Below are 25,427 nucleotides of genomic sequence, written 5' to 3' on the forward strand. Positions count from 1 at the left end.
TGGCTGCCATGGAAACCGGTTCTGCGCGCACGATCGTTCTCATCCACGGACTGTGGATGACGCCGTTGGCTTGGGAGGATTGGGTGGCCCGGTATCGCGCCCGCGGTTATGACGTGGTGACGCCGGGCTACCCGGGTGTCGCTCCCGGCCCGGCCGGCGTCGCAGCGCTGCGCGCAGACCCCACACCCCTGGCCGAACTCGGGGTGCGGGAGGTCTTCGATCACCTCGCCGAGATCATCGATAAACTTGCCGAACCGCCGATATTGATGGGCCACTCATTCGGCGGCACCTTCGTGCAGCTGCTTCTTGACGCCGGTTACGGGCAGGCCGGTGTGTCCATCGACGGTGCCGCCGTCAAAGGCATTAAGGCGCTGCCGTTCTCAGAAATCCGGGCCACGTTCCCGGTACTGAAAAACCCCGCCAATGTGCACCGCGCGGTGCCTATCACGGCACCAGAATTTCACTACGCCTTTACCAACACGCTCGCCGAATCTGATTCTAAAATCGCTTATGAGCGTTACGCCGTTCCGGTGCCTGGGCGGATCTTGTTCCAGGGCGGACTGGCCAACTTCACGCACAACGCTGCCACCACATACAACTTCGCGAACGACGATCGTGCGCCGCTGCTGTTCATCGCCGGCGGCCGCGACCACATCCTCCCGCCCGCGGTGCAGCACGAGAACTACACGAAAAACGCTAAACACTCGTCTGCGATCACCGCCTACAAGCTGTTCCCCCAGCGAGACCACTTCACTTGCGGCGCACCGGGATGGGAAGAAGTCGCCGACTTCGCCTTGAACTGGGCGTTGAGCCCCGTGCGCGGCGAACTCGACTAACCCTTTCTGTAACTTCTGTACGAAAGCAACGACTTCACTGATGACCGAGGATTGCAATGGATGACATGATCGTATCGGCGTTTGCCGCAGCCTTGAGTGGCCGCGACGCGGTGGCCACTGACGCCGCCACCCTGGCCGAAAATGCAAAGGACTATTGGGGTTTTGGTCAACAGCCCGGTCTGGTGCTGCGCCCGCACACTCGCGACGAGGTCGTCGCGATCGTGAAAGTTGCTGCTGAACACAACGTCGCGTTGGTCACCCGTGGGGGGGCGTCCAATTGCAGTGCCGGAGTAATGGCCGGTTCGGACCGCGTGGTGATCGATCTGACGAAGATGAATCAGGTTCTCGACATCGACCCGGCAGCTCGCACCGCCCGGGTCCAGCCCGGCGTCATCAATTCCGATCTGCAGGAGCAGTTAGCCCCGCACAAGCTGGTGTTCTCACCGGACCCCGTATCGGCACACCTGGCGACCGTCGGCGGCAACATCATCGAAAACGCCGGTGGCCCACACGCTCTCAAATACGGCGTCACCTACAACCACGTCGTGGCCGTGGAGGCAGTCCTCGCCGACGGCTCTGTGGTCCACTTCAGCGCCGACGACGACGGCCCTGACCTGCTGGGCGTGCTCATCGGTTCAGAGGGCACCCTGGCCATCCTCACCGAGGCCACCGTGGCCCTGCGGCCGATCCCGCCGGTCACCCGCAGCCTGATGGGCAGCTTCAACACAGCCCGGGAGGCGGCCGAAACCATCGCCGCGATCATCCAGACGGGCACTGTGCCCGCGGCTGTCGAATGGCTCGACCGCGTCGGTATCGCCGGCCTGCAGCAGTTCACCGACACCGGCTATCCCACCGATGCCGATGCGATCGTGCTCATCGACGTCGACGGCACCGCCGACGAGGTCGACCGCGACGCCGCGATCGTCGATAGAGTGCTGCGGCGAAACGCCGTTGAGGTGCGCCGCGCCGACGACGAGGACGCCCGCGCCAAGCTGTGGTACGGGCGCCTGCACGCCCCCGACGCCGTCGTGCACAGCGGCAAAGGCTTTTTCATCGGCGACGTCACCGTTCCCCGCCAACACATCCCGGAGATGCAGCGGGCAATCCAGGACACCGCCAAGCGGCACTCTGACGCACTACTGTTCATCGCCGTGACCGGGCATGCCGGCGACGGTGACTTACACCCGACCACCTTCTACGACAAGGACAATCCCAACGCGGCCGCCGCGCTGGAGGCCGCAAACAACGAAATCATCGAAGCAGCACTGCAGTTGGGCGGCACCATCACCGGCGAGCACGGTGTCGGTACCGAGAAGATTCAGTTCATGACCAAACGCTTCACCCCGGTGGAGATCGCTGCCCAGCGCGTCCTCAAACAGGTCTTCGATCCTGCGCAGCGCTTCAATCCCGGCATCATGCTGCCCGACGTGTCGCCGGAGGAACCCGCGCTACCCTCCTTCGAGGCGGCGGTGCGCGGTGCCCTTGACCGCCATCCGGGTTCGGCTGCGCAAGCCGACGGTGACGACACCACGGTCGAGGTGAACACCGGCAACTTGAACCTGGTGGTCGGGGCCGCAGTCACCCTCGACGAACTGTCGAAGAAACTCGACGAGCAAGGCGTGACATGCCCTGCCATCCCAACCGAGAGAACTGAACGCACCGTCGGCGAACTGATCGCCAACGCGACGGGCGAGGAACGCCTAGAGGTGCGCCACGGGCTGCTCGGCGTCGAGGTCGTCCTGCCCGACGACGCCGCCGCAGCCCGCTTCGGCGGCCAGAACATGAAAGACGTCGCCGGCTACGACACCAAACGCCTATTCATCGGCGGCAACAATGCATTCGGAACAATCACCAGCGCTGTCTTCAAAATTGCGGTCGCCCGGTAACACCGCAACTGCAATAGGGCGGACCCATGTCTTGGCAGATGCACGCCATCGCTACCTACGGGCGCCTCGTACGCCGGCCCCGCACCTACGCAACACCCCAGAGCGCGCGCGCCTACCTCAAGCGGCCCAAGAGTGCCGGCGGACCACCCTCGCAACTGGCCAAGTCCGCTCGTTACCAGCTGACCCACGACACTGTCAACGGGTTCGACTGCTACACAGTGCGATCCAGTAGCTGCGAGACCATTGCTGCCGACCGGTCGTCGGTTGTCTACATCCACGGCGGTGCCTACGTCAACCAAATCGAGCGCGCGCACTGGAAACTCGTCTGCGCGATCGCCGACGCGACCCGGCGCCCTGTACACGTGCCCCTCTACGGGCTCGCGCCACAACACTGCGCCGAAGAAGCGATCGCCTTGCTGGGGACAGTGATGGGCCGAGCGGCGCAACAAGGGCCGATCTACATCGCCGGCGACTCCTCCGGCGCAGGACTGGCTCTGGCAGCTACCCAAACGGTCATCGTCGATGGAGCCACCCCGCCCCTTGGACTGACCCTGATCAGTCCCTGGCTTGACATCGCACTCACCAATCCCGCGATCGCCACCATCGCCAAACGCGACCCGTGGCTCGCGGTTCCCGGGCTGCGCGAGTGCGGCCGCGTGTGGGCCAGACACCTACCGCCAGAAGACAACCGAGTCAGCCCCATCTACGGCGAACTGCACAACCTTCCACCGATCGACCTCTACGTCGGCGACCGCGACATCTTCGTCGCCGATTGCCGTCAACTACGCGACAGCATCGGCAAAGACCGCATCACCTACCACGAGCACCCCGGAGCAATTCACGTCTACCCACTGCTACCAGTCCCCGAAGCCAAGCCTGCACGACACGCACTGCTCAGCCACATCCACACCACCGTCAACGCGCCACGGCACGACGACGACCGCCATCATCTCCAGTAGGAAACCCTGATGAGCTCCACAATCGCCTTCCCGCACACCTCCACAGCTGAAAGCTTGCGCTTCACAACGCTGGTGGCGTTGCCCAATCTGGCCGAAGGCCTGTTCAGCCGCCGGCCCACAGTGACCGCTGCGCTAAACCGAGTCGGTGTCGCGCGCCGCGCCCACCGACTCCTCACCGCACTGCGTCGTCGCTACGGGGACGGACCCATTTGGGTGAACGTGGGAGGCAAGCAGACACTGCTCGTCTTTGGCCCCGATCAGATCCGCTTCGTTCTCTCCCATGCGCCAGAGCCATTCGCATCCGACCCCGAACCCAAGCTCTCAGGGATGAACAAATTTCAGCCGCACGCCCTGACCATATCCCGAGGCAGCCATTGGTCCGATCGCCGACGATTCACCGACGCCGTTCTAGCACACGCCACCGGCAGCGGTGCGATCGCGAACCGATGCGAAACCGTCGCTCACGAGGAAGCCCGAGCTATCCCCGACAATCTTGACTGGCCACGGTTCCACACCGCAATACAGCGCATTTCGCGCCGGATCATCCTCGGCGACAACGCTACCGACGACGAACAAATCTCGGCACAACTGGCGGCGCTTATGACTAAAGCCAACCCGCCCGGCAAGGGAGACCCCAAGTCCTTCAGCACATTCCTGGCCGCGCTGGGCCGCTACGTACAAGCCGCAGAAGCCAGCAGTTTGGTCGGACAATTCGCCGCGGCACCCGCCAGCGACATAACTCATCCGACCCATCAAGTCATTCACTGGATGTTCGCGATGGGTGACACGCTGGCGATCAACCTCTGGCGTTGCCTGGCGCTGTTAGCCGCTCACCCTGCCATTCTCGCGAAGGCGCAGAACGGAATCGACGAACAACATAGCCACGACTACCTCGTCGGCTGCCTATCCGAAGCGATGCGCCTATGGCCTAGCACACCCGTACTGGCGCGCACCCTAACTCGGGTCACGGAGTGGGGTGGCGCGACAGTTCCCGAAGGAACACAAGTCATGATCGTCAACACCTTTAACCACCGCGACACCAGCCGGTTCCCTGAGGCCGACCACTTCAATCCCACCGCCTGGACCGAGGGATCCGCCGAATCCTGTTGGTCATTCAACTTCTTCAGTCACGGCCCGCAACGATGTCCCGGAGCCGACCTTGCGCTGCAAATCGGCGCAGTCGTACTGACAACATTACTAAGTGAGCGCAGCCCCGCGGCTGCCGGTGTCAAACTCAACCCACACAACCCGCTGCCCCTGACGCTTGACCACTCACGCCTGCAGATTCGACTGACACCTCGACAACGAACACCCCCGGCAGCGTCGTAAAACAACATCATTCGGACGTGGTCGCGATGCTGACCAGTTCAGAGCCTCGATGAGGGGAACTGCTGCCGCTACTGTCCAGATGCAGGGAAGATTGACAAGACATGCCTACCTACTTTGACAACGCATCGGCGTGTCGCAAGAGGCTTGCCAATCTTCGCTGCTAAACGCTGGCCACCGTGACCTCGCGGTCTCGCTGCGCTCCCGGCATCCGCCACGCCACGCACACACGGAACCGTACGACCAGGCGCTCCAACACCAGAGAGAGCCTATAAAGACCTGGACAGCTGCATACGCAGCGGTTTAACAGCTCCGGTCAATCTCGCAACGGTGCGCCGCGGGCGGTCTGACCCGTGAACCGAAACGACTGCAGCACAGGAGCATCCCTGCAGACACGACCAGTCTTCTAGAGAATGGGAAAATGGATACCGACCTCACCTACTCGGACGCGACGAAACTGGCCGAGTTGATCCGCAACCGCGAAGTCACCTCCGTCGAAGTCGTGCGAGCCCATCTCGACCGAATCGACGCGATCAGCCCGAAGATCAACGCCATCGTCACGCGGGCCGACGGCGCACTCGATGCCGCGGTCGCCGCGGACGAAGCCCTCGCCGCAGGGGCCGCGGTCGGACCCCTCCACGGCGTCCCGTTCACTGTGAAGGACTCGATCGACACCGCAGACGTGATGACCCAACGGGGCTCGCCAATCTTCAAGGGCCGCAGCCCCGATGCTGATGCGACTTGTGTGGCGCGGATCAGAAATGCAGGCGGCATTCTCATCGCCAAGACGAACCTTCCCGAGTTCTCCTACTCGACGGAAAGCGACAATCTCCTGACTGGGAGAACGAACAACCCCTGGAACCTCGACCGCACATCCGGAGGTTCAAGCGGCGGTGAATCCGCCGCCATCGCAGCGGGTCTCAGCCCTTTCGGTCTCGGCACCGACCTCGCCATCTCAGTCCGCGGCCCGGCGGCACACACCGGCATCGTGTCCCTCAAGCCCACCCACGGCCGCATCCCCATGACCGGAGTCTGGCCGCGGAAACCGCGTCGGGACTGGCACGTGGGCCCGATGGCGCGCACGATCCGCGACCTCGCGTTGACGTACCCGCTTCTTGCCGGGCCGGACGGTTTCGACGGCTTCTCGGTCACCACGCCGACGTACGACCGGGGTGTCGGTCCTGTTCCGACGGGACCACTTCGCGTCGGCTGGCTCGTCGACTCGGGGCTCGGGCCCATCGAGCCCGAGGTGGCTACCACCGTTCGAGCGGCAGCCGCAGCGCTCACCGAGCTCGGCGCGATCGTGGAGCCCGTGACCATCCCCGCCTTCGAGCGCGACAACCCCCTCGACGTGTTCTTCCGCCAGTTGGTCATGGAGGTCAAACCCGAGTTCGCGACCGTCACCGCCGGGCACGCGGACCAGATGTTCACGATTTCCAAGGGCCTGCTGGCCACGCCGGATACCTCCATCGAGGCCTACGTCGACGCCGAACAGGGTTACGAGCGGCTCCGCGACGGCTTGGCCGCGTACTTCGTGGACTACGACGCCCTGTTGCTTCCCGTCACCCCGTTCCCGGCGCCGCCGCACGGAAGCACCGAGTTCGTCGTCGACGGCCAGACCGTCGACGCCAGCGCTCACGTGATGGCCTACACCGTGCCGTTCAACATCACCGGATTGCCCGCTCTGACAATGCGTTTCGGTACCAGCAGCAACGGGCTGCCCATCGGGATCCAGTTGGCAGCGCAGTGGCACGCCGAATCGACGGTACTGCACCTGGCGTCGTTGCTGGAGTCAGTCAGCAGTGTGCGCGACCTGCACCCCGACATCTAAAGGCGAATGGCAAATTCTCTTCAACGAGGAAGGGCGATCCCGGACTACTCAGGCTCTCTCCGGCTTAACGACGGGCCTGCGCGCGTCGGGGCCTGAGGTCATCGATGCGGTCGAGGACCTCATCGAGTGCCGTTTCGAGGGCGGCGGGGTCGCGGCGAACCTGCGCGAGCATGATGCCGCCTTCGACCGCGGCCAACAGCGCGGTCGCCAGGCGGTCGGGGTTGGCCTTGCGGCGCAGATCGCCCCGGCCCCACATGGCCTGTAGGCACGCGCGGATCGCCGCTTCCCACTGGTCGAATCCACCGGCGAGGTCAGCTCGACACTCCGGGAAGCGCTCGGCCAGTTCCCCGACCAGCGACCCGACCGGGCAGCCGCCTTCGCAGTTCTGCTGGCGATACGTGTCAACGATGAAGTCTCGCCAGGCGCGCAAACCCTCCATGCTGTCCAGCCCCCCGAGCGTTGCCAGGAGAGCGTGGATGCGGTAGGCGATGACGGCCCTGAGCAGGGATTCCTTGTCCCCGAAGTAGTGATACACCTGCGAAGGTCCAACGCCCGCGGCCTTCTGGACGTCGCCAAGACTCGTGCCGGCGACACCGCGGTCGTACATCAGTTGCGCCGCTGTCGCTACGATCCGATCCCGCGTGGCCTGTCCCTTGGGGGTGAGCCGTTGCGGCTCGGTGACCGATTCGTTGGCTGCCATCACTTGGCCAGGTCTGGCGAGATCCGTCGCTGCGGGCCCCGCTGACCTGATCCCCCTTCCGATTCATCTGATCCTGTCCGCCGTTCTGCGCGGACCTGCTCGCGGCAACCCGGAAGTCAGAACAGCTCCAACGCGACATTCTTTTGAAGAATACACTACATAAACGGATGGGGTTATCTAGTGCTGCTGCTGGGGCATTGCTTCGCCGAGGCGCTTCTCGTCGTTGTGGACAATCCTCGAAACACGCGTCACTACAGCGTATTCAGGATAGAGGACGGCCATCTACGCCAGACGACCCAGCGCATTTGACATCAGCTGGCTTAAGCATGATTATGTAGTAATTGCTCTAAATTAGAGGCACGCTGATGAGGCTTCCAGCACAGAAGTGACGAAGCCGGGTGGCCAGCTCGTGCCGGCGCGAAGTCTCTATCGAAAGGAAATGACAGCATGGCTGCGAGGTCGTTCAAGGCGGTTCTGATCACCGGTGCCAACGTTGGGCTCGGCAAGGAGGTGGCGCGGCAACTCGCTGTTGCCGGCGATTTCGACAGGATCTATCTGGCGTGTCGCAACACCGACAGCGGACGGTCCGCGGCCGCCGAGCTGGAGCGCATCACGGGCAGGTCCATCTTCACGGTAGTTCGAATGGACCTGACCGATTTGGACTCGGTGAGGTCAGCGCTGAGCACGTTGGATGGCGAACTGCATTCGGTTGTCATGAACGCCGGCGGCACCGGCGGCCCAACACCGTTGGCGCTCACCGCTGATGGCGTCACGCATGTCTTCGGTTCCAACGTACTGGGCCACGTTGTACTGCTTGAGAATCTCCTCGCCGCCGGGGCATTGACCAACACCGCGGTCCTGGTGGGCAGCGAAGCCGCGCGCGGTGTTCGCATGATGCGGATGCCGCGGCCCACGTTCACGAACCACTCGGTGGAAGAGTTCGCCAGCGTCATCGACGGTTCGTACTTTAAGCAGCACAAATTCAACACGTTCCTCGCCTATGGACAGGTGAAATACCTTGGTGCGTTGTGGATGTCGGCACTGGCGCGAAAGCATCCCGACCTGCGGCTGCTCACCGTGAGCCCAGGCAACACCGCGGGAACGGAAGCATTGCGCGACATGGGCGTCGTCACTCGGGCCATGATGAATCATCTTCTGTTGCCCTACGTCCTTCCCGCGCTGGGGGTCGGACACCGGCTGGAGAAGGGCGCCCAGCGGCTGGTCGATGGACTCACCGACGAGCAGTTGCGCAGCGGCGTGTTTTACGCCAGCCGACAGGGCGCCGTCACCGGGCCCCTAGTGGATCAGTCGGAGATCGTCGCCGACTTCCGTGACCCCGCAATACAACAGCATGCCGACGAAGCCATTCATCGCTTCGCGAAGGAGCCACGCTCACACCAAGAACCGCCTTCTCGCGCTATCGGTGCGGATAGCGCGTCGTCTGGTCCCACTGCAAGAGGGTTGTCATGACAAGCGCCGCTACCATCACCGTTCACGAGGCAGCATCGCTGTCCAGCGATGAGCGCGGCCTGGTGGTGGTGTCGACGTTGCGTGCCAACGGCACGATCCAGTCGTCGCTGGTCAACGCCGGCGTCCTAGCCCATCCCGCCACCGGGGAGACCATCTTGGCCTTGGTCGCGTCAGGTCCTGTCAAGCTGGCGAACCTGCGGGCTCGACCCCAGGTCACGGCCACCTTCCGCAACGGTTGGCAGTGGGCGGCGGTCGAAGGGCGCGCCGAGCTCGCCGGACCCGACGACCACCAACCATGGCTGGATGCCGAAGGGCTACGGCTTTTGCTCCGAGCGATTTTCACCGCAGCCGGCGGTGAACACGACGACTGGGACGAGTATGACCGGGAGATGGCCGAGCAGCGCCGGGCAGCGGTGCTTATCCGCCCCGACCGGGTCTACAGCAACTGATGACCCTGCACAGCAAGGGGTTTCGGGGTCTCGCCATGTCACCGCCTGGTCATGGCTATTCGCGTTGCTCGACGTCTTGGCGGCCAACGCATTTCGCCGTCACAAGCCCTCACGAGATAAGGAGTCTGGATGACCATCACTTTGACGAACCCGCGTGCCCTGCCGAAGGTCGACTTTCACCGCCAGGTGTCGATCGCTTCCGGTTCCAAGCTCGTGTTCATGGCTGGACAGGTCGCCTGGGACGCCGACGGAGCGCTGGTCGGCGAGGGCGACCTCGCCGCGCAGGTCGAGCAGTGTTTTCTCAACGTCGGCGCTGCACTCGCCGAGATTGGCGGCTCCTTCGACGACATCGCCAAATTGACCATCTATGTGGCCGATTGGACTCTGGACAAGATGCCCCTAGTGCAGGAGGGCCGTGCCCGGGCCTGCGCGAAACTCGGTGTCGCCACGTTCGTGCCGCCGGGTACTTTGATTGGTGTCGCCGCGTTGTTCCAGCCAGAGCACCTCGTCGAGGTGGAGGCGATCGCGGTTCTCGACTAGCACGCGCTCTTCGGCGATAAGGCTACTGCGGCGCGGACTGGCTCCCACACGGATTCGGGACCGGGCGCCTGCGCTTCGCTCGGCGTGATACCCGGGGTGACACGGCACAGCTAGCTTGCGGCTGTGTCAAACACAGATCGTGCTCATTCACACCGGCCTACGTGCGTCCGTCACTCGACCGACGCGGTCGCCGAGGTGTCAGCTCGGCAGCTGGCCCGACGGGTGGGGCAACGCGGCTCACTGACCGGCCGGCGCGCGTCGGGGCCTGAGGTCTTCGATGCGGTCGAGGACGTCGTCGAGGGCGGTTTCCAGAGGTGCGGGGTCGCGGCGAACCTGCGCGAGCAGCATCCCGCCTTCGACCGCGGCCAACAGCACGGTGGCCAGGCGGTCCGGGTTGGCCTTGCGGCGGAGCTCGCCCCGATCCCACATGGCCTGCAGGCCCTCGCGGATCGCCGCTTCCCACTGGTCGAATCCCGCGACCAGGTCTGCTCGACAGTCCGGGAAGGGTTCGGCCAGCTCACCGACCAGCGACCCGAGCGGGCAGCCGCCTGCGCAGTTCCGCTGGCGTTGGGTGTCGACGACGAAGTCTCGCCAGGCGCGCAACCCCTCCATGCTGTCCAACCCGCCCAGTGTTGCCAGCAGAGCCTGGACGCGGTGGGCGATGACGGCCCTGATCAGGGCCTCTTTGTCCTGGAAGTAGTGGTACATCTGCGACGCGCCGACGCCGGCGGCCTTCTGGACGTCTCCGGGACTGGTGGCGGCGACGCCGTGGTCGTACATCAGTTGCGCTGCTGTCGCCACGATCCGCTCCCGCGTGGCCCGTCCCTTGGGGGTGAGCCGGTGCGGCTCGGTGACCGATTCCTTCGTTGCCATCTCTATTGGCCAGGTAGGGCGAGTCCGTCGCTGCGGGCCCGCTGTCCTGATCCCCCTTCCGATTTCGTCTGATCCTGTTCGGGTGTACTAGCCGGGACGCCGCCGGCGGCTTGGTCGTGATTAGGAGCCCGTGGCGACGGTCTCCGCAGATGTCCCGGCCGGGTTGGTGTCCCTCCCGCCGATCTTGTCGGTGGTCTCCAGCGGGACGCGGCAGCCGTTGAGCCACAGGCCCATGAAGATGAAGTAGGTGATCGAGAAAATGTACTTACGTGTCGAGTCCTCGCCAAAGGTGGTCAGGAGTTCGCTGAGCGTCTCGTCGGTCAGCGTCTTGGCGCTGGCGAACTCGTCGATCGCCCGGCCAAGCAGAACGTAGTCCGAGTCGATGCCGGTGACGGGCCCGTCGGCGGCGATGGCGGCGATCTCGTCCTCGGTGAGTCCCACGTTGCGGCCGATCGCCGAGTGGATCTGCCACTCGTAGGGTGCGTCGAAAGCCTTGGCGACGCGCATCATGCACATCTGCCGGTGCTTGGGGTTGATGCCCTCGGGGCCGAAGATCGCCTGGACCGTATCGATCACGCCCGGGAAGTGCGCTCCGGTCCCGGCGAACATCTTGACGACGTTCAGCGTCGCGTCGGGCTGATAGGTGCCACCGAAGTAGGCCTCGATGACCCCCTTGATTGCGTCATCATCGGGCAGCGGCACCGTCACCGTCGCCGCGTAGCTAGTCGGGATATTCATCGCCCTTTGTCCTCCTTCACCTGCCTGTGGGCAGGGTCGCCGGCGGGTGTTCGCCTGATGTCTGGGTGGTCATCGCCGCCACTCTCAGTGTAGCTCCGAACTGACTTATTATGAGTCTAGAGATACAAAAAACGAAAATAGCGTCCACTAATGACGTTCCGAGGAGGCGCCGTAGGGGTGCGTCTACGCGATCTGAGTGATCAATGAAACACGCCTTTCAACAGGAACTTTAGGTCGTGACAGCAATCGCCTGTACCTGGGGCCACCTGACGGTTGACACAAGCGCACCAAGACCACAATTATGTACCTCGGGATACATACATCCTGAGTATTAATGGATCTTCTGATCCACGAATGACGAGGCCGGGTGACCGGCTTCGTCTGCCAGGCCAGCCCTGATGGGGCGACCCACCACTACGACAAGAGGGATCAGAATGAAGATCAGGCGATTCACGACAGCTGAAGCTCCCTTGGGCGTCGTGACGCAGACCGACGAGGTTTTCGACTCCTCGACCGTTAAGGACGCCACGTACGCTTTTGACATCTGGGGATTCGACGAGGTCCCTGAACTGCCGCTACGGCCTCAGGACGTGCTTGGTGAGTACACGGAACTGGGCCTTTTCGGCCCACTTGGCGGAGTGCGCGTTGACATTCAGATCATTCCCCCGGTCATCGGAGAGGAACCGCCGGACCTCTCAGAGACCGTGGGAAGGATCAACCTCGGCACCGGTGGAGGGATGGTGCCGGGCAAGGACGGGGCAGGCATGCACCGCACCGACACCATCGACTTCGTCGTGGTCCTCGAAGGCGAGACCAACGTCGCCTACCCCGGCGAGGACGGCAACGTGTACGAGATCACGATCAAGGTCGGGGATTTTCTCACCCACAACGGGACGTTCCACCGTTGGCACAACCGGTCGACCTCGAACTGCACGCTGATGCTCTTCACCTTGGCCTCCGCGCGCAACGCCGAGGAGACACCAGCATGAGCGCCGCCGGCCCCGCTGGAATCAACTTGCCCGCCAACGACTTTGGCGTCCTCACCAGCAAGCCCTTTCCCAGACACACGGTTAGCGGCACCGGTCTTCGGCTCACCCGAAGTTAGGAGCACGCCGGATCTCGCTAACGAGACGACTTCAACTTCTCCCTTGGCGTCAACTTCCGCTGAGCTCCGGCGGATCCCGCACGCCGCCCCGTCCCGGTTGACCGGTTCCCGGCTGCCGCGGGCGGTACCACTGCCGTGGGGATGGCGTTGTCGATGAGAACGACTGCGATGGCGGCGGCGGTGGCGAAGGTTTCGGTGTCGAGGACTCGGTTGCGGGCCGAAGCGCCATCCAAGAGCAGCGCCAGTTGTTCGCCGAGCTGTTCGGGGTTGGTGGCGCCGGCCTCGCGGGCGGTTTCGGTGAGCCGCGCGGCAAAAGCCTTCTTGTAGTCGCGGGCGCGTAGGCGTGCCGGGTGGCGCGGGTCGTGGATTTCGACGGCCGCCGCGATGAACGGGCACAGAGGCGCGTGGATGTCGAAGGCGGCGAGGAGCCGTTCGCGGGGTGTGAGGTCGGTGCGGTCGAACACCTCGGGCAGGATGTCGGGATCGAATCGTCGTAGGTGTTCGGCGATGAGCTCATCCTTGCCACTGAAGTGCTGGTAGAAGGTGCGCTTGGACACTTGGGCCACCGCGCAGAGTTGGTCCAGTCCGGTGCTGTTGATGCCTTGATCGCGGAACAGTTGTTGTGAAGCGCCGAGGATGCGCTCTCGTGCGCCCCTGCCGCGCCGCAGGCCTCGGGGCCCCTTCTCTAGCTCCGTCATGCACCCAGGTTAGCCCATTTGGGTACGGATCGGTGTGCATAGCTTGCATCGCGCATCGTCGTCCGTTACTTTAAGTACACAGATCGGTGTATATAACATCGGCACTACTGAACGAATGGAGTGATCGTGGGAAAACTCGATGGGAAGGTCGCGGTGATCACCGGCGCGACGAGTGGGATGGCGCTGGCTGGTGCCAAGTTGTTCGTTGACGAAGGAGCTCACGTCTTCATCACGGGCCGACGGAAGGACGCGCTGGACCAAGCCGTCGAACAGATCGGACGGAATGTGACCGGCGTGCAGGGCGACTCGGCCAACCTCGACGATCTGGACCGCTTGTACGACACGGTCAAGCAGGAAAAGGGTGCGATCGACGTGTTGTGGGCAAGCGCCGGGGTAGGCAAGCAGAACAAGCTCGGCGAGATCACCGAGGAGGACTTCCACGACGCCTTCTGGCTGAACGCCCGCGGCACGCTGTTCACGGTCCAGAAGGCGCTACCGCTGTTCAACGATGGCGGTTCGATCCTCATGACCGGGTCAAACGCCTCGCTTCGGGGCTACCCCAATTGGAGCGTGTACGCCGGAAGCAAGGCCGTGCTGCCCGCCTACGCACGGGTGTGGGTGTCGGAGCTGAGGGACAGGAAGATCCGGGTGAACGTGCTGACCCCCGGCCAGGTCGGGTCGCCGATGTTGGCGAAGGTGATGGACGAGGAGGCGAAGGCACAGTTCGAGTCCGTGATACCCCGGCGAGAGATGGGCCGCCCCGAGGAGATCGCATCGGCCGCGTTGTTCCTCGCCTCCGACGACTCGAGCTATGTCAATGGCATGGAGCTGGTGGTCGACGGCGGCACCACAGTGATCTGAGTAAGAGACAACGGGATTCGAGAAGCACACAAGGAGTAGCCATGACCACCTTCGCCGCACACCGCGACACCGTGGAATTCTTCGTCGACTGCATGCACGGCGGCGCAGACAAAGACGCTCTTTCCGGCATCCTCACCGAGGACGTGGTGCTGTACAGCCCGCTCGGCGATGATCCACTCACTGGCCGCGAGGCAGTCCTGAAAGCCATGCGAGGGATCGGGGCGGGGGCGGCGACCAACCTCGCCTACAAGGAGGTCCTCAGCGGAGAGACGCACCACGCCGCGTACTTCCGGCTGCAGGTCGACGACACCGTGGTCGACGGAATGGACTACATCCTGCTCGACGCGGACGGCAAGATCGCCGAGGTGACCATATTTTGGCGCCCACTGCCGTCCGGCGTCGCGCTGCAGCGAAACCTTGCGGATGCACTCGGCATGCAGCCCTGGGAACTGCGCACCGATGTGCGGTGACGGAGGAGCCCGAGACGCGTCGGTGACGTTGATTGAACCTCTCGGCCGCAACGCGCTCAACATCGGTGAAATCCTCACGGGCAGAACCGGTGTCGAGATTGGGAGTCTTGGCCGCGCTGTCGTCGAACAGAGCAGTAACGATCGGGCTCTCCCGACGTTCGCCGCCCGGGCTTCGCCACCTCATCCCGTCGGCGCGGACGGCGCCTTGACCGCCTCTACGCAAACGGTGATCTCGACGGTGTCCCCGACCATCGGGCCTCCTCCGGATAGCACGGGAGTCTCGGTCAGGACGCCGAAATCACTACGCTTCAGCTTGATCACACCTTCGAACCCGGCCACCTCACCGTGACCCATGCCAGGGCTCACGCCGAGAAACGAGAACGTCACTGGTACGCGTTTGGTGGTTCCGCGCAGGGTGAAATCGGTCTCGAGCACCCAGTCGTGCTGTCCGACGGGGTGCATACCGGTCGAGACGAGGGTGGCGGTGGGGAACTCGGCGGCTCCGAAGATGTCGGGTTCCCGTAGGTGGTGGTCGCGGTTCGGGTTGCCGGAGCTCACCGACCCGACCGCTACCGTGACCGCAACGCTCGGAGTTCCGTTCTCGGGCACCGTGATCGCACCGGAGAACTCGTCGAATCGCCCACGTACCCTACCGATCACCAGGTGGCGGACCGAGAATGTGATGGAAGAGTGGACGGGGTCGATCGTCCACGTACCGGGGGTGAGATCCCGCCCAACAGTCGAGTCCACCTGGATGCTGTTTTCGAGCTCCGACGGTAGCTCGTAGAGATTGCGCAAGACCAAGGCGTTGCGGGCTTGGATGAGTACGCCACCCTCGTCGATACGTCCGAGTTCGATCGGGGCGAAACCGAGATCGGTGCACAGCCCGGCTACTACCGCGCTCGCCGCGGAGTCGTTGCTGGACACGAAGACTACGCGTCTGCCGAACTCGAGCGGACGCTTCTCGGCGAGCTGACTGGCGGCGGTTTGGTTGAACGACTTGACCACCGCGGCGCCCGGAAACGCCTCGGCGTTGAACTCGGTCGACAAGCGGCCGCCGAGGATTTGCTCGGAATTAGGCACCAGAAACGCGTTCGTCGCGTCGACGACGATCTTGCCCGACCAGTCTGCGCGGCGCCCACCCAGCTCACGGACCTGCAAGAACGGAATGGCCAAGATGATCACGTCCGCATCCAGGGCCGTGTCGAGGGTGGCCGGTGTGATCGAGGCGGACAGTCCGGTGACGTCGATCGTCTCCGGACCTCGCGTGTTGGCCCAGAGTGCTGGGACGTGGTGGTCGGAGAACCGTTGCGCCAGAACCGCGCCAACGCTGCCGGTGCCCACGACGGCATACCGCAGAGCGCTGGTCATCGCACGACCGCCGAGGTCCGAGCGGCCGCGATGAAGACCGCCAGCGCCAGGAACACGGCGTTTACGGGCCACTGCTTGTACTCCGCGCGTCGACCGTGGAACACCGCCGCGCCCACCTGCAGCAGCGCGAGGCCCACGGCTGCGGCGGGCGTAAGGATGGGCGCGATGCCGGTGAGCCACGGGAGGATCAGACCGAGAGCGCCGGCCACCTCGACGCCGCCGATGAGTTTGAGCGACGTCGCGGACAACGCCTCGGCGGCAGCAGCCATCGAGGGGTTCTTCGCCAGGCGCTCCTTCGGCGTCAGCAGTTTCGTGCCACCAGCAAAAAGATATGCGGCGGCGAGTAATCCGGATGCGATCCATACCGCGATGTTCACGTGGGCTCCTCGAAGACGTTTGTGCGCGAACAGGTTCGATGACTCGTCCGGTCGAACCTGCGAATCTCGCATTCACGCGGGCGAGTCATTAGTTGATGCATCAATTACCCTAGTGGGCGTTAACGTGATGCGTCAACTAAATTGAGTCCATCGGACACACTCTCGACAACGACCGGACGTCTTCGGTCAGCGGCTGACGATTAACGGTTGACGGTCGAACTATCCTTCAGATGGAGGAGGTCCGGATGACAGCTGGGCGATCGGAAACCATCGGGTCGTCGCGGTGACGCGGCCCGAGCGTGTGCGTCGTCAACCCGAAACGGTATGGCTCGACGACGATCAGCAGCGTGCTTGGCGTCAGCTCCTTTCGATGATTATGGAGCTTCCGGCGGCCCTGGAAAGCGATCTGCAGCGCACCACCGGACTGACGACCTTCGAGTATCTCGTGCTGGCGAATCTCTCGGAAGCCGACGAAAGGACGCTGCGGATGTCGGAGCTCGCTGCCAGTGCGAACTCCTCGTTGTCGCGGTTGTCGCACGTGGTCAGGCGCCTCGCAGGCAACGGGTTGGTGGTGAAGCGCGTCTGTGCCGATGACGGCAGGGTGAGCGTGGTCGAGCTCACGAAGGCGGGATTGAGGCGGGTCTCCGCCGCGGCCCCCTTGCACGTCGCGAAGGTGCGCGAACTGGTGGTGGAGCCGTTGACGAAGGCCGACCTGATCAGTCTCGGCAGGGCGGCGCAAGCCATTACCGACCGGATCGCCGAGTCGGGTTAGCCCATCGGCTCCGCCCTCAGCGCTGCCCACCTACGCTGGCACGAGCCCGCCAATGGCAGACACTCGCCAAGCTTGCCTAGCAGGCGCTGCGAGGACTGAGCGCGCCGACCGACGCTTCACGCTGAAGCCAACACAACCGCGCCACGTTGTGCGAATTGCACACCGCCGCTGGGTATCTCGGCTCACTAGCGGCCGACAGGCCGAGCTCGGAGAATAGAGTTCCTCAGTTCAGTGCGCGGTCGAGATTGATCGCGGCGCTGATCAGCGCCAGATGGGTGAAGGCCTGGGGAAAGTTGCCGACTTGTTCGCCAGTGGCGCTGACCTGTTCGGCGTAGAGCCCGACGTGATTGGCGTAGGTGAACATCTTCTCCAGCGCCAGCTGGGCATCGTCGAGCCGGCCCGCGCGGGTGAGCGCTTCGACGTACCAGAACGAACAGATCGAGAAGGTGCCCTCTTCGCCATCCAGGCCGTCGGATGTCGGGTCGTAGCGGAACACCAGGCTGTCGGTGATGAGTTCGCGTTCGATGGCGCGCAGGGTGGACAGGAACTTGGGGTCAGCCGGTGACAGGAACTTCACCATCGGCATGAGTAGCACCCCGGCGTCGAGTTCGTCACCGTCTTCGGTTTGGGTGAACGATTCCCGCGCGGCGCTGTAGCAGCGGGTCATGATCCGGTCGTAGATCTCGTCGCGGGTCTTCGACCACGCGACGATGTCACCGGGCAGCCCACGCTGGCGGGCGATGCGGATGGTGCGCTCCAGGGCTACCCAACACATCAGCCGTGACGTGGTGAAGGCACGTTTCTCACCCCGCAATTCCCACATCCCGGCGTCGTCGCGGTCCCAGTTGTCCATTACCCAATCGACGACCTCGACGACGTCGCGCCAGGCGTCGTCGCTGATGCCCGGACCGTACTTGTTGAACAGGTACACCGAGTCGATCAGCTCGCCATAAATGTCGAGCTGTAGCTGGTTGACCGCCGCGTTGCCCACCCGAACCGGGGTGGAATCCCGATGGCCGGAAAGATGATCGAGTTCGACCTCCTTATCGGGTAGGTTGCCGTCGATGTTGTAGAGCACGCGCAGCGGTCCCAGTCCCTGGTCGCCGTCGCGTTCGTGGCCCAGCCGTTCGGACAGCCATCGGGTGAAGGACCGCGCCTCGTCGATGAATCCCAGGCGCAATAGCGCGTACATGCTGAAACCTGCGTCGCGCATCCATACGTACCGGTAGTCCCAATTACGTTCGCCACCAATACGTTCCGGAATACTTGTAGTAGGCGCCGCGATGATCGCGCCGGTGGGCTCGTGGGTGAGCAGCTTGAGAGTGATGGCCGAGCGGTGCACCATCTCGCGCCACCGCCCGACATAACGCGACTGGGAAAGCCAGTCGCGCCAGAACGATGTGGTGGCATCCAGCAATGCGTCGGTCACGTCGACCGCGTCGGCGGAAGGCTCGTCGTCACCGTCGAGCATCTCCAGCACGAACAGGGCGGTGTCTCCTCTGGTGAGTTGGATGTCAGCGCACACCACGGCGTTGTCGGGGTTGTCGTCGTCGACAGTCAGTGCGGTGGAGGCGGTCAGTCCCATTCGTACCCCCTCGCCGGTGATCAGCACGCCGTCGCCGAGCGGTTTGGCGGAACATGATTGGCGCGCGTAGTCAGGTCGGGCGTCCAACCGCATCTGCAGATCGATCTTGCCGCGCACACCGCTAACCCGTCGGACCAGCCGCTGCCGGTAGTGGTCGTCGGCCTTGGCCATCACCGGCATGAAGTCGTGGACTTCGGCGACCCCGTTGGGGGTGAGGAAGCGAGTGATCAGCACCGCGGTGTCGGGGAAGTAGAACTGGTGGCTGCGGGTTACCCCGCGAGTGGGCGCCAGCCGCCAGCTGCCGCCCCGGTCGCCGTCGAGGATCGCGCCGAACACACTCGGGGAGTCAAAGCGAGGCGCGCAGAACCAGTCGATGGTGCCGTCGGTGCCCACCAGGGCACACGAGCGCAAATCGCCGATCAGGCCGTGATCTGCTATGCCCAACCGGTTTTCACTCATCCGGTAGCCGCCAGCCGTCCGGACCCGCCAGCGCCAGCGCCTCCTGCGGTCCCCATGACCCGCGAGCGTAGGACGCGACCTTCGGCGGAGAGTCGAGCACCGGCTGACATATCTGCCAGAGCCGGTCGACCTCGTCTGCGCGGGTGAACAACGTCTGGTCACCGCGCATCACGTCGAGCAGCAACCGCTCGTAGGCTTCCAGAGGAGTGTCCTCGATGTCTTCATCAGCCAAATTGAGCTGCAGCTGCAGTGGCAGCAGATCCAAGTCTGGTCCGGGTCGCTTGGCGTTGAGGCTGAGCTGGAATTCCGGCGAGTCCGACAACTCAAGCACCAATTGGTTTGGCTGGCAGGCGGATTCGCCGAACCGGCCCAGCGGTGGCGTCCGGAACGTGAGGGTGATGGTGCGGCGGGTCGCGCCCAGCGCCTTTCCGGTGCGCAGATAGAAGGGCACTCCCTGCCAGCGTTCGGTGTCGACGAAAGCCTCAAGCGCAACGAATGTTTCGACCGACGAGTCCTCGGCGATGTCGTCCTCGTCGCGGTAGCCATCATACTGGCCGTAGATCACCCGTTGAGGGTCTAGCGGGCGCATGGCTGCGAACACCTTGGTCTTCTCGTTGCGCAGTGACATCGCGTCGAGGTGCACCGGCGCCTCCATCGCGATGAAGCCGAGCACTTGGCACAGGTGGGTGGAGATCATGTCGCGGAAACAGCCGGTGGACTCGTAGAAGCTGCCGCGTCCCTCCACGGTCAATGTCTCGGGCACGTCGATCTGAACCGACACGAGATGCTCGCGGTTCCATGCCGATTCCATCAAGCTGTTGGCGAACCGCAGCGCGAGGATATTTTGCACGGCTTCCTTGCCGAGGAAGTGGTCGATGCGGTACACCTGCTCCTCGTCGAGCACTTCTTTGAGTGCCGCGTCGAGGTCGCGTGACGATGCCAGATCGGTGCCGAACGGCTTCTCGATGATCACTCGGGCGCCGGCCGTGAGACGTTCGCGCCCAAGCATGCCGATCATCGACTGCATGGCCGTCGGCGGTACGGACAGGTAGATCACGGTGCGCGCATCGTGACCGAGGCGCTCGCGGGCCGCAGACACCACTGCGGCAAGGTCGGCTCCGTCATCGGCGCTGGATGTTTGAAACGACAAGCGGCTCAAGAACTTCCGTGTAACGTCGTCATCGAGGTCGTCGACGAATTGGTTGAGCCCGGACCGCACGTTGTCGCGGAACTCGTCGTCGGAGCCGGGGGAATGGCGGCCCGATCCGATGACCGCGTATTCGCCCGGCAGTCGGTCTGCCGCGGCGAGGTGGTACAGGCCGGGAAATAGCTTGCGTTTAGCGAGGTCGCCGGTGGCCCCGAACAGCACGAACACGTGCGGTACCGGTTTGGCGTGTTCGTCGGCGGTCACTCTGTCTCCCGCCGCTGAGCATTGCGGAGCGCATTCTCGATCACCTTTGGCACACCTTCAGAATCCTTAGTTGCCAAGGGAGTTGGCATAGTCTAGTTGCGGAGCCACGGCACTCCCGATGTCGCGGTTAGCCACCTTGTCGTCAAGCTTTCCCATGATCAGTCCTTCGAGCGATCACCTGGCTGGCGAAGTCAAGCATTTGGTCAAGGCTGGGGAACAATGCGAAGGCATCCAGGATCGCCTCATCGATGCCGGACCGGGCGAAGCGCTCGAGCGTGTCGGCAACCGAGTCGATGGACGTGCCCGGTTCGAGGTTGACCCGCATGGCCGTCTTCAGCGCGTCGGGATCGCGGCCGGCGTACTGCGCCGCACGGCGAGCAATCGACCACAAACGATCGAAGCCCTGCAACCCGTCGACGCCGAGCCAGCCCGTGCCGCTGCGCCCGACCCGGCGCATCGCGGCCTCGCTGGTACCGCCGATCCAGATCGGCGGTCCGCCCGCCTGGACTGGGCGCAGGTCGGCGTGGACCGGCGGCAGGGAGATGAACTCGCTGTCCCAGGACACCGGGGTGGCCGTCCACCACTGGTGGAGGAACGCCAGTAGGTCATCGAGCATCCGTCCGCGCCGGTGCCAGTCCGCGCCGCGGGCGATGTCCAGTTCGTCCTTCATCCACCCGACTCCCACGCCGACGTCGAGGCGGCCGTCGCTGAGCACGTCGAGCGTGGTCAAGAGCCGGGCCAGGTGAGTTGGCTCGTAGTAGAACGTGCTGAGGGTGCTGGAGTTCAGCCGCACCCGGCTGGTCGCCGTCGCTGCGACGGTCCACAGCAGCACCGGATCGAAGTAACGGGTCATCTGCGGCGGGTACGGCTGCTCCTTGCCCGGATAGGTACTGTGCATATCGACCGGCGTGACCAGTCGATCGCCGACCCACAGCGTGTCATAGCCAAGGTCCTCGAGTTCGCGGCAGAACGCGCTCAGACCAGCGGCGCTGTTGATGGCGGGCCCTACAAAGGGAATGACGAAACCAAGCTTCATCGCGAGGCTCCTCTGCCCGCAGACGATCGGCCTGCGGTGACTTCCCACATACCAACACCTTTCAGTGACTCATCAACATTTCGAGGGCGCACGTCGCCCCCGTCCGTTCACTGCTTGGACTAGCGCGCGGGTGCGGCTCAGCCGTCAAATTCGGTGGCGCCGAGAGCGACCTCGAAGTTCTCCACCCCATGACGGGCGAGACCCATGAGGACCAGGCCCGTTCCTTCCAGCCAGTGCGCCATGTTCAAGCCGCCGACATCCAGCGGGCGAAGCCCCAGACTCGCGATGAACTTCGACACGCCTGCCTTGGCCTGCGCATCGTCGCCCGCGAAGAACACATCCACCGTCCGGTTCTTCTCCAGGACGTGACCGAAGACGGTGTTGAATGCCTTCACCACGCTGGCGCTGGCCGGGGCGGCCTTTGCAACTTCCTGCGCGATCGAGGTGTCATCGGGGATGGCGAGCCCGTCGGCCGCGTCATTGAAGGGGTTGCTGATGTCGACGATGACCTTGCCCGCCAGCGCGTCTCCGTACTGGGTGACGACAGGCACGACACTGGCGTATAGCAGGGCCACGATGACGATGTCCCCGGCAGGGACTGCGCCGAACTCGCCCGTCGTGCCGCCGACGCCGAGAGCCTTGGCCAGGTCAGCGGCCTTGGCCTGATCGCGGCCGATGACCTCGACGGTGTTGCCGCCCGCTACCGCCAGCGCGCCGATGGCGCGGGCCATGTTCCCGGTGCCGATGATGCTGATGCTGCTCATGAGATGTCCTCTCTTGACTGACGATCGAAAAGGTTGACTCCTCCACCTTAGTCCGATTTATTGATGCGTCAACTAATTGAAGAGCGTGGGGTGGCGGAACCGAAGTGGCTGGACCGTCGTGAAGACCGCGCCTAGCGGGCGTAGGGCGCAGCGTTGGTCGTTACTCCCCGTTTGTGCGCAGTTCCCAGGGCTGCATGCCGGTTGCTTCCGCGAGGTTTCGCTGCAGCGCGACGCCGGCTGGCAGCGTGCGGTAGAAGATGCTCACCTCGGCGATCTTGCCGACCGCGTCGAGCAGGACGAAGAATATTCCGTTGACCGCGGCGTCTCCGATTTGCAGCCGGAAGTGGGCGGCGTGGTGGGCCTCGCCGCTGAGGACCTCCAGATAGGTGTCGTCGTCCGCCAGTCCGTTGACGGTCTTGATGGTTTCCACGGCGGCCTCGCGGCCGGTGACTGGCTCATCGCCGAACGGGCCGTACAGCACCACGTCCTGGGCGAGCAAACGGGTGAGGGTGTCTTTGTCTGCGCCGCCGTGGATGCAGTCGACGAAGGACTCCAAAGTGTCGCGGTGCGGGGCGAATGTGGTCATGGTGACTCTCCTGGTGGGTGTGACTGGATCGGTGCGCCTCGGCCGTCATCCGACCGGGAAGTAATGGCCGTTGTCCAAATCGGCGAGCAGGCTGGGCTGAGCGGGTTCCCAGCCCAGGGTCTGGCGCGTGATGAGGCTGGTTGCCGGGAAGGACCCCGTGACCAGATTCGTAAGGGGCCCAAAGTATCCCGGCAGCATCAGGACGTCCACCGGAACGCTCACGGTGGGCAGGTCCAGATGGCTTCCGATGGCCTCGGCGATCTCGCGGAACGGGATTTCCCCTTCCGCAATCGCGTGCCAATAGCGACCGGCCGGACCCTTTTCCAGCGCCAAGCGGAATACGGCGGCGGCATCGCGGATGTGCACGGCGCACCACGGGTTCGCGCCGTCTCCGGGGTAACCGGCGAAGCCCTTCTCCTGTGCGGTCCCGATCAGCCCCGGGAGGAAGCCGGCGCTATCGGTCGTGCTGTGCGCGATGAGGGGAAGCCGCACGATCGAAGACCGCACTCCCCTTTCGGCGAGGCCGACTACGGCGCGTTCCACGACGTTGCGAACACGCAGGGTGCCCTTGTGCTCATCGCCGCTGGGTAGGGCCGGGTCCTCCTCGGTGGCGGGCCGGCCCAGGTCCCCGGCCGAGCCTATGCTGCCCGCCGCGACCAGCGGCTTTCCGGTCCCCGCCAGTGCCTCGCCATACGCGAGCATGATCGGCAGCTCTGCGGCGGCCACGGCGTCCATCCCGCCGGATGGAAGCAGGTCTTGCCTGTGCGCGACGTGGATGACGCCGTCGGAGTCCGCGGCCGCCGCCTTGAGCCCGTCGAGATCCTCGAGGTCGCCGCGACGCACCTCCGCACCTTGTGCGGACAGGGCCGCCGCGGCTGTGTCCGACCGGGCCAGGCCGGTGACCTCGTGCCCGGCGGCGATGAGTTCGGGGATGATGTGCGAGCCGGCATGGCCGGTCCCGCCAGTGATGAAAACGCGCATGTGATTGTCCTTTCGAAGATGGTTGGGGTTGTCGTCTCATGCCGTAGATCAACTGAGGTGATGCGGCGCGAGACATGGTGGTGCGGGGCCGCTCAGCTGAGCATGTTGACGCCGAGGAAGAAGTCGGTGTGGTTGAGGGAGTGCGTCATCAGACCCATCTCCAGCAGGCCGGCGTTCTCCAATGCCTGCGCCATGGGCAGCGGCCCTGCGTCGAACGGGCGCAGCCCCAGGCTCTCGATGAACACCGATACTTGGGCCTTGGCCTGCGCGTCGTCTCCGGCGACGAACACATCCAAAGGGCGGCCCTCCGCTGGGCCGGCCGCCAGAACGTTGGCGAACAGAGTGTTGAACGCCTTGACGACATGCGTGCCGACGGGGGCGGCCTTGGCGATCTCCTGTGCGCCGGAACTGCCGTCAGGGGTGACAAGGCCGGTGATATCGGGGGTCACGGGGTTGGTGATGTCGATGACGATTTTGCCGTCCAGCGTGTCGCCGTACTCTCTCACCGCCTCCGCCGCATTGGCGTAGGGCACAGCGAGGATGACGATGTCCCCAGCCGGGGCGGTGCCGGCCGTCCCGACCGTGGCGCCGCCGAGCGATCCGGCCAATTCCTTGGCTTTGGCCGGGTCACGGCCGATGAGCTCGACGGTGTTGCCACCAGCGAGCGCCCGGTCGGCCAAGGCGCTGGCCATGGTCCCCAGGCCGATGATGCTGATGCTGCTCATGAAGTATCCCCTCTTGGTTGCTGGAAAAGGTTGACTACTCAACCATACGAAGAGATTGGTGACGCGTCAACCAATCGGGGTAGTGTGGGGGCCGATGGCACCGAACTGGCTCAACCCTCGTGAAGACCGCGCCTGGCGGGCCTTCGTGTATGCGAATTATCAGCTCGTAGCGCGTCTAAACCGGGGCCTGCAGAACTCGGGCCTGTCCGGGGCCGACTACGCGGTCCTGGCAGTGCTCTCTGCTCACGACGGGGGCCGCATGCCCGCTCGCGAGCTGGGCAGAGCACTGAGCTGGGAGAAAAGCCGCGTCTCCCACCAGTTGCGTCGCATGCAAAAGGACGGGCTCGTCAGCCGCGAGCCCAACCCCAACGACGCCCGCAGCACGATGGTCGGCCTCCTACCGGCCGGCCGCGCCGCCATCGAGAAGGCGGCACCCGGGCACGCGGAGGACGTCCGCCGGAACTTCGTCGAGCTGTTCACCCCGGCTGAGCTCGACCTGCTCGCCACCCTCAACGAACGAATCCAGCACCACCTGGCCACACACCACGACTCCCCCGACGAAGACGAGCCCTCATAACCTTCATCGCTGCGAGCGCTTCACCCCGCATAACGGGACTT

General features: G+C 64.2%; 26 protein-coding genes. 13 read left to right on the forward strand and 13 right to left on the reverse strand.

Annotated elements, in window-relative coordinates; all coding sequences use genetic code 11:
- Positions 1-8 precede the first annotated feature (8 nt).
- The 5 genes from MNAB215_RS08130 (at position 9) to MNAB215_RS08150 (ending at position 6,838) form a co-directional block, all read left to right on the forward strand.
- Complete coding sequence (locus MNAB215_RS08130; RefSeq protein ID WP_077078518.1) at positions 9-836, forward strand: alpha/beta hydrolase; 828 nt, start codon at positions 9-11, stop codon at positions 834-836.
- A gap of 56 nt (positions 837-892) precedes the next feature.
- Positions 893-2,722 (forward strand): FAD-binding oxidoreductase, encoded by a 1,830-nt coding sequence (locus MNAB215_RS08135; protein ID WP_077078241.1) that lies wholly within the window; start codon positions 893-895, stop codon positions 2,720-2,722.
- A gap of 26 nt (positions 2,723-2,748) precedes the next feature.
- Positions 2,749-3,681 carry an alpha/beta hydrolase fold domain-containing protein gene (locus MNAB215_RS08140; protein WP_083746037.1) on the forward strand — a complete coding sequence of 311 codons (933 nt, stop codon included), beginning with the start codon at positions 2,749-2,751 and terminating at the stop codon, positions 3,679-3,681.
- Between the two features lie 9 nt (positions 3,682-3,690).
- Complete coding sequence (locus tag MNAB215_RS08145; protein ID WP_077078242.1) at positions 3,691-5,010, forward strand: cytochrome P450; 1,320 nt, start codon at positions 3,691-3,693, stop codon at positions 5,008-5,010.
- A gap of 418 nt (positions 5,011-5,428) precedes the next feature.
- Positions 5,429-6,838 (forward strand): amidase, encoded by a 1,410-nt coding sequence (locus tag MNAB215_RS08150; RefSeq protein ID WP_077078243.1) that lies wholly within the window; start codon positions 5,429-5,431, stop codon positions 6,836-6,838.
- A 64-nt stretch (positions 6,839-6,902) separates the two neighbouring features.
- Here MNAB215_RS08150 and MNAB215_RS08155 read toward each other — a convergent pair whose 3' ends face one another.
- Positions 6,903-7,538, reverse strand: a complete 636-nt coding sequence (locus MNAB215_RS08155) for a TetR/AcrR family transcriptional regulator (protein ID WP_077078244.1) — start codon at positions 7,536-7,538, stop codon at positions 6,903-6,905.
- A 447-nt stretch (positions 7,539-7,985) separates the two neighbouring features.
- Between MNAB215_RS08155 and MNAB215_RS08160 the strand changes: the two genes are divergently transcribed.
- The 3 genes from MNAB215_RS08160 (at position 7,986) to MNAB215_RS08170 (ending at position 9,997) form a co-directional block, all read left to right on the forward strand.
- On the forward strand, positions 7,986-9,008 hold the full coding sequence (locus MNAB215_RS08160) for an SDR family NAD(P)-dependent oxidoreductase (RefSeq protein WP_077078245.1): 1,023 nt from the start codon (positions 7,986-7,988) through the stop codon (positions 9,006-9,008).
- Positions 9,005-9,457, forward strand: coding sequence for a TIGR03618 family F420-dependent PPOX class oxidoreductase (locus MNAB215_RS08165; protein ID WP_077078246.1), 453 nt, complete (start codon positions 9,005-9,007; stop codon positions 9,455-9,457). Before MNAB215_RS08160 ends, MNAB215_RS08165 begins: the two co-directional genes overlap by 4 nt.
- A 129-nt stretch (positions 9,458-9,586) precedes the next feature.
- Complete coding sequence (locus tag MNAB215_RS08170) at positions 9,587-9,997, forward strand: RidA family protein (RefSeq protein WP_077078247.1); 411 nt, start codon at positions 9,587-9,589, stop codon at positions 9,995-9,997.
- A gap of 237 nt (positions 9,998-10,234) precedes the next feature.
- On the opposite strand, the gene MNAB215_RS08175 is transcribed toward MNAB215_RS08170, so the two are convergent.
- Together MNAB215_RS08175 and MNAB215_RS08180 are read right to left on the reverse strand one after the other, a co-directional pair.
- Entirely contained in the window at positions 10,235-10,870 is a 636-nt protein-coding gene (locus MNAB215_RS08175; RefSeq protein ID WP_077078248.1) for a TetR/AcrR family transcriptional regulator, read from the reverse strand.
- Between the two features lie 120 nt (positions 10,871-10,990).
- Entirely contained in the window at positions 10,991-11,608 is a 618-nt protein-coding gene (locus MNAB215_RS08180) for a carboxymuconolactone decarboxylase family protein (protein ID WP_077078249.1), read from the reverse strand.
- 479 nt (positions 11,609-12,087) lie between these two features.
- On the opposite strand from MNAB215_RS08180, the gene MNAB215_RS08185 reads away from it, so the two are divergent.
- Positions 12,088-12,597, forward strand: coding sequence for a cupin domain-containing protein (locus tag MNAB215_RS08185; protein ID WP_217348910.1), 510 nt, complete (start codon positions 12,088-12,090; stop codon positions 12,595-12,597).
- Positions 12,598-12,730: 133 nt separating this feature from the next.
- On the opposite strand, the gene MNAB215_RS08190 is transcribed toward MNAB215_RS08185, so the two are convergent.
- Entirely contained in the window at positions 12,731-13,411 is a 681-nt protein-coding gene (locus MNAB215_RS08190; protein WP_077078251.1) for a TetR/AcrR family transcriptional regulator, read from the reverse strand.
- A 126-nt stretch (positions 13,412-13,537) separates the two neighbouring features.
- On the opposite strand from MNAB215_RS08190, the gene MNAB215_RS08195 reads away from it, so the two are divergent.
- Both MNAB215_RS08195 and MNAB215_RS08200 read left to right on the forward strand, forming a co-directional pair.
- A complete protein-coding gene (locus tag MNAB215_RS08195; RefSeq protein WP_077078520.1) occupies positions 13,538-14,272 on the forward strand; it encodes an SDR family NAD(P)-dependent oxidoreductase in 735 nt (244 codons plus the stop codon).
- Between the two features lie 41 nt (positions 14,273-14,313).
- Positions 14,314-14,742 (forward strand): nuclear transport factor 2 family protein, encoded by a 429-nt coding sequence (locus MNAB215_RS08200; protein WP_077078252.1) that lies wholly within the window; start codon positions 14,314-14,316, stop codon positions 14,740-14,742.
- 180 nt (positions 14,743-14,922) lie between these two features.
- Here MNAB215_RS08200 and MNAB215_RS30650 read toward each other — a convergent pair whose 3' ends face one another.
- Both MNAB215_RS30650 and MNAB215_RS08215 read right to left on the reverse strand, forming a co-directional pair.
- The gene (locus MNAB215_RS30650; protein ID WP_217348911.1) at positions 14,923-16,113 is read right to left on the reverse strand and encodes a YceI family protein; all 1,191 of its coding nucleotides are present in this window, start codon (positions 16,111-16,113) and stop codon (positions 14,923-14,925) included.
- Entirely contained in the window at positions 16,110-16,490 is a 381-nt protein-coding gene (locus MNAB215_RS08215) for a DoxX family protein (RefSeq protein WP_077078522.1), read from the reverse strand. Before MNAB215_RS08215 ends, MNAB215_RS30650 begins: the two co-directional genes overlap by 4 nt.
- Before the next feature lie 283 nt (positions 16,491-16,773).
- Between MNAB215_RS08215 and MNAB215_RS08220 the strand changes: the two genes are divergently transcribed.
- Entirely contained in the window at positions 16,774-17,262 is a 489-nt protein-coding gene (locus tag MNAB215_RS08220; protein WP_217348912.1) for a MarR family winged helix-turn-helix transcriptional regulator, read from the forward strand.
- 223 nt (positions 17,263-17,485) lie between these two features.
- Here MNAB215_RS08220 and MNAB215_RS08225 read toward each other — a convergent pair whose 3' ends face one another.
- From MNAB215_RS08225 to MNAB215_RS08255, 7 genes are all read right to left on the reverse strand, one after another.
- Positions 17,486-19,306 (reverse strand): glycoside hydrolase family 15 protein, encoded by a 1,821-nt coding sequence (locus MNAB215_RS08225; protein ID WP_077078253.1) that lies wholly within the window; start codon positions 19,304-19,306, stop codon positions 17,486-17,488.
- Complete coding sequence (gene zwf, locus MNAB215_RS08230; protein ID WP_077078254.1) at positions 19,299-20,717, reverse strand: glucose-6-phosphate dehydrogenase; 1,419 nt, start codon at positions 20,715-20,717, stop codon at positions 19,299-19,301. The genes MNAB215_RS08225 and zwf overlap by 8 nt, the downstream gene beginning before the upstream one ends.
- A 142-nt stretch (positions 20,718-20,859) precedes the next feature.
- Positions 20,860-21,753, reverse strand: coding sequence for a TIGR03619 family F420-dependent LLM class oxidoreductase (locus MNAB215_RS08235; RefSeq protein ID WP_077078255.1), 894 nt, complete (start codon positions 21,751-21,753; stop codon positions 20,860-20,862).
- A gap of 137 nt (positions 21,754-21,890) precedes the next feature.
- The gene (locus MNAB215_RS08240; RefSeq protein WP_077078256.1) at positions 21,891-22,517 is read right to left on the reverse strand and encodes an NADPH-dependent F420 reductase; all 627 of its coding nucleotides are present in this window, start codon (positions 22,515-22,517) and stop codon (positions 21,891-21,893) included.
- Between the two features lie 160 nt (positions 22,518-22,677).
- A complete protein-coding gene (locus tag MNAB215_RS08245; RefSeq protein ID WP_077078257.1) occupies positions 22,678-23,103 on the reverse strand; it encodes a nuclear transport factor 2 family protein in 426 nt (141 codons plus the stop codon).
- A 45-nt stretch (positions 23,104-23,148) separates the two neighbouring features.
- Positions 23,149-24,084, reverse strand: a complete 936-nt coding sequence (locus MNAB215_RS08250) for an SDR family oxidoreductase (protein ID WP_077078258.1) — start codon at positions 24,082-24,084, stop codon at positions 23,149-23,151.
- Between the two features lie 92 nt (positions 24,085-24,176).
- A complete protein-coding gene (locus MNAB215_RS08255) occupies positions 24,177-24,809 on the reverse strand; it encodes an NADPH-dependent F420 reductase (RefSeq protein WP_077078259.1) in 633 nt (210 codons plus the stop codon).
- A 94-nt stretch (positions 24,810-24,903) separates the two neighbouring features.
- Between MNAB215_RS08255 and MNAB215_RS08260 the strand changes: the two genes are divergently transcribed.
- Entirely contained in the window at positions 24,904-25,386 is a 483-nt protein-coding gene (locus MNAB215_RS08260) for a MarR family winged helix-turn-helix transcriptional regulator (RefSeq protein WP_077078260.1), read from the forward strand.
- Positions 25,387-25,427: the final 41 nt, after the last annotated feature.

The sequence above is a fragment of the Mycobacterium numidiamassiliense genome (genome assembly GCF_900157365.1).
Taxonomy (GTDB): Bacteria; Actinomycetota; Actinomycetes; order Mycobacteriales; family Mycobacteriaceae; genus Mycobacterium; species Mycobacterium numidiamassiliense.

What these genes read in the sequence shown, in the direction of transcription:
- MNAB215_RS08130 (WP_077078518.1), top strand. Translation starts at nt 9, where the DNA reads ATGGAAACCGGTTCTGCGCGCACGATCGTTCTCATCCACGGACTGTGG.
- MNAB215_RS08135 (WP_077078241.1), top strand. Translation starts at nt 893, where the DNA reads ATGGATGACATGATCGTATCGGCGTTTGCCGCAGCCTTGAGTGGCCGC.
- MNAB215_RS08140 (WP_083746037.1), top strand. Translation starts at nt 2,749, where the DNA reads ATGTCTTGGCAGATGCACGCCATCGCTACCTACGGGCGCCTCGTACGC.
- MNAB215_RS08145 (WP_077078242.1), top strand. Translation starts at nt 3,691, where the DNA reads ATGAGCTCCACAATCGCCTTCCCGCACACCTCCACAGCTGAAAGCTTG.
- MNAB215_RS08150 (WP_077078243.1), top strand. Translation starts at nt 5,429, where the DNA reads ATGGATACCGACCTCACCTACTCGGACGCGACGAAACTGGCCGAGTTG.
- MNAB215_RS08155 (WP_077078244.1), bottom strand. Translation starts at nt 7,538, where the DNA reads ATGGCAGCCAACGAATCGGTCACCGAGCCGCAACGGCTCACCCCCAAG.
- MNAB215_RS08160 (WP_077078245.1), top strand. Translation starts at nt 7,986, where the DNA reads ATGGCTGCGAGGTCGTTCAAGGCGGTTCTGATCACCGGTGCCAACGTT.
- MNAB215_RS08165 (WP_077078246.1), top strand. Translation starts at nt 9,005, where the DNA reads ATGACAAGCGCCGCTACCATCACCGTTCACGAGGCAGCATCGCTGTCC.
- MNAB215_RS08170 (WP_077078247.1), top strand. Translation starts at nt 9,587, where the DNA reads ATGACCATCACTTTGACGAACCCGCGTGCCCTGCCGAAGGTCGACTTT.
- MNAB215_RS08175 (WP_077078248.1), bottom strand. Translation starts at nt 10,870, where the DNA reads ATGGCAACGAAGGAATCGGTCACCGAGCCGCACCGGCTCACCCCCAAG.
- MNAB215_RS08180 (WP_077078249.1), bottom strand. Translation starts at nt 11,608, where the DNA reads ATGAATATCCCGACTAGCTACGCGGCGACGGTGACGGTGCCGCTGCCC.
- MNAB215_RS08190 (WP_077078251.1), bottom strand. Translation starts at nt 13,411, where the DNA reads ATGACGGAGCTAGAGAAGGGGCCCCGAGGCCTGCGGCGCGGCAGGGGC.
- MNAB215_RS08200 (WP_077078252.1), top strand. Translation starts at nt 14,314, where the DNA reads ATGACCACCTTCGCCGCACACCGCGACACCGTGGAATTCTTCGTCGAC.
- MNAB215_RS30650 (WP_217348911.1), bottom strand. Translation starts at nt 16,113, where the DNA reads ATGACCAGCGCTCTGCGGTATGCCGTCGTGGGCACCGGCAGCGTTGGC.
- MNAB215_RS08225 (WP_077078253.1), bottom strand. Translation starts at nt 19,306, where the DNA reads ATGAGTGAAAACCGGTTGGGCATAGCAGATCACGGCCTGATCGGCGAT.
- MNAB215_RS08235 (WP_077078255.1), bottom strand. Translation starts at nt 21,753, where the DNA reads ATGAAGCTTGGTTTCGTCATTCCCTTTGTAGGGCCCGCCATCAACAGC.
- MNAB215_RS08240 (WP_077078256.1), bottom strand. Translation starts at nt 22,517, where the DNA reads ATGAGCAGCATCAGCATCATCGGCACCGGGAACATGGCCCGCGCCATC.
- MNAB215_RS08245 (WP_077078257.1), bottom strand. Translation starts at nt 23,103, where the DNA reads ATGACCACATTCGCCCCGCACCGCGACACTTTGGAGTCCTTCGTCGAC.
- MNAB215_RS08250 (WP_077078258.1), bottom strand. Translation starts at nt 24,084, where the DNA reads ATGCGCGTTTTCATCACTGGCGGGACCGGCCATGCCGGCTCGCACATC.
- MNAB215_RS08255 (WP_077078259.1), bottom strand. Translation starts at nt 24,809, where the DNA reads ATGAGCAGCATCAGCATCATCGGCCTGGGGACCATGGCCAGCGCCTTG.
- MNAB215_RS08260 (WP_077078260.1), top strand. Translation starts at nt 24,904, where the DNA reads ATGGCACCGAACTGGCTCAACCCTCGTGAAGACCGCGCCTGGCGGGCC.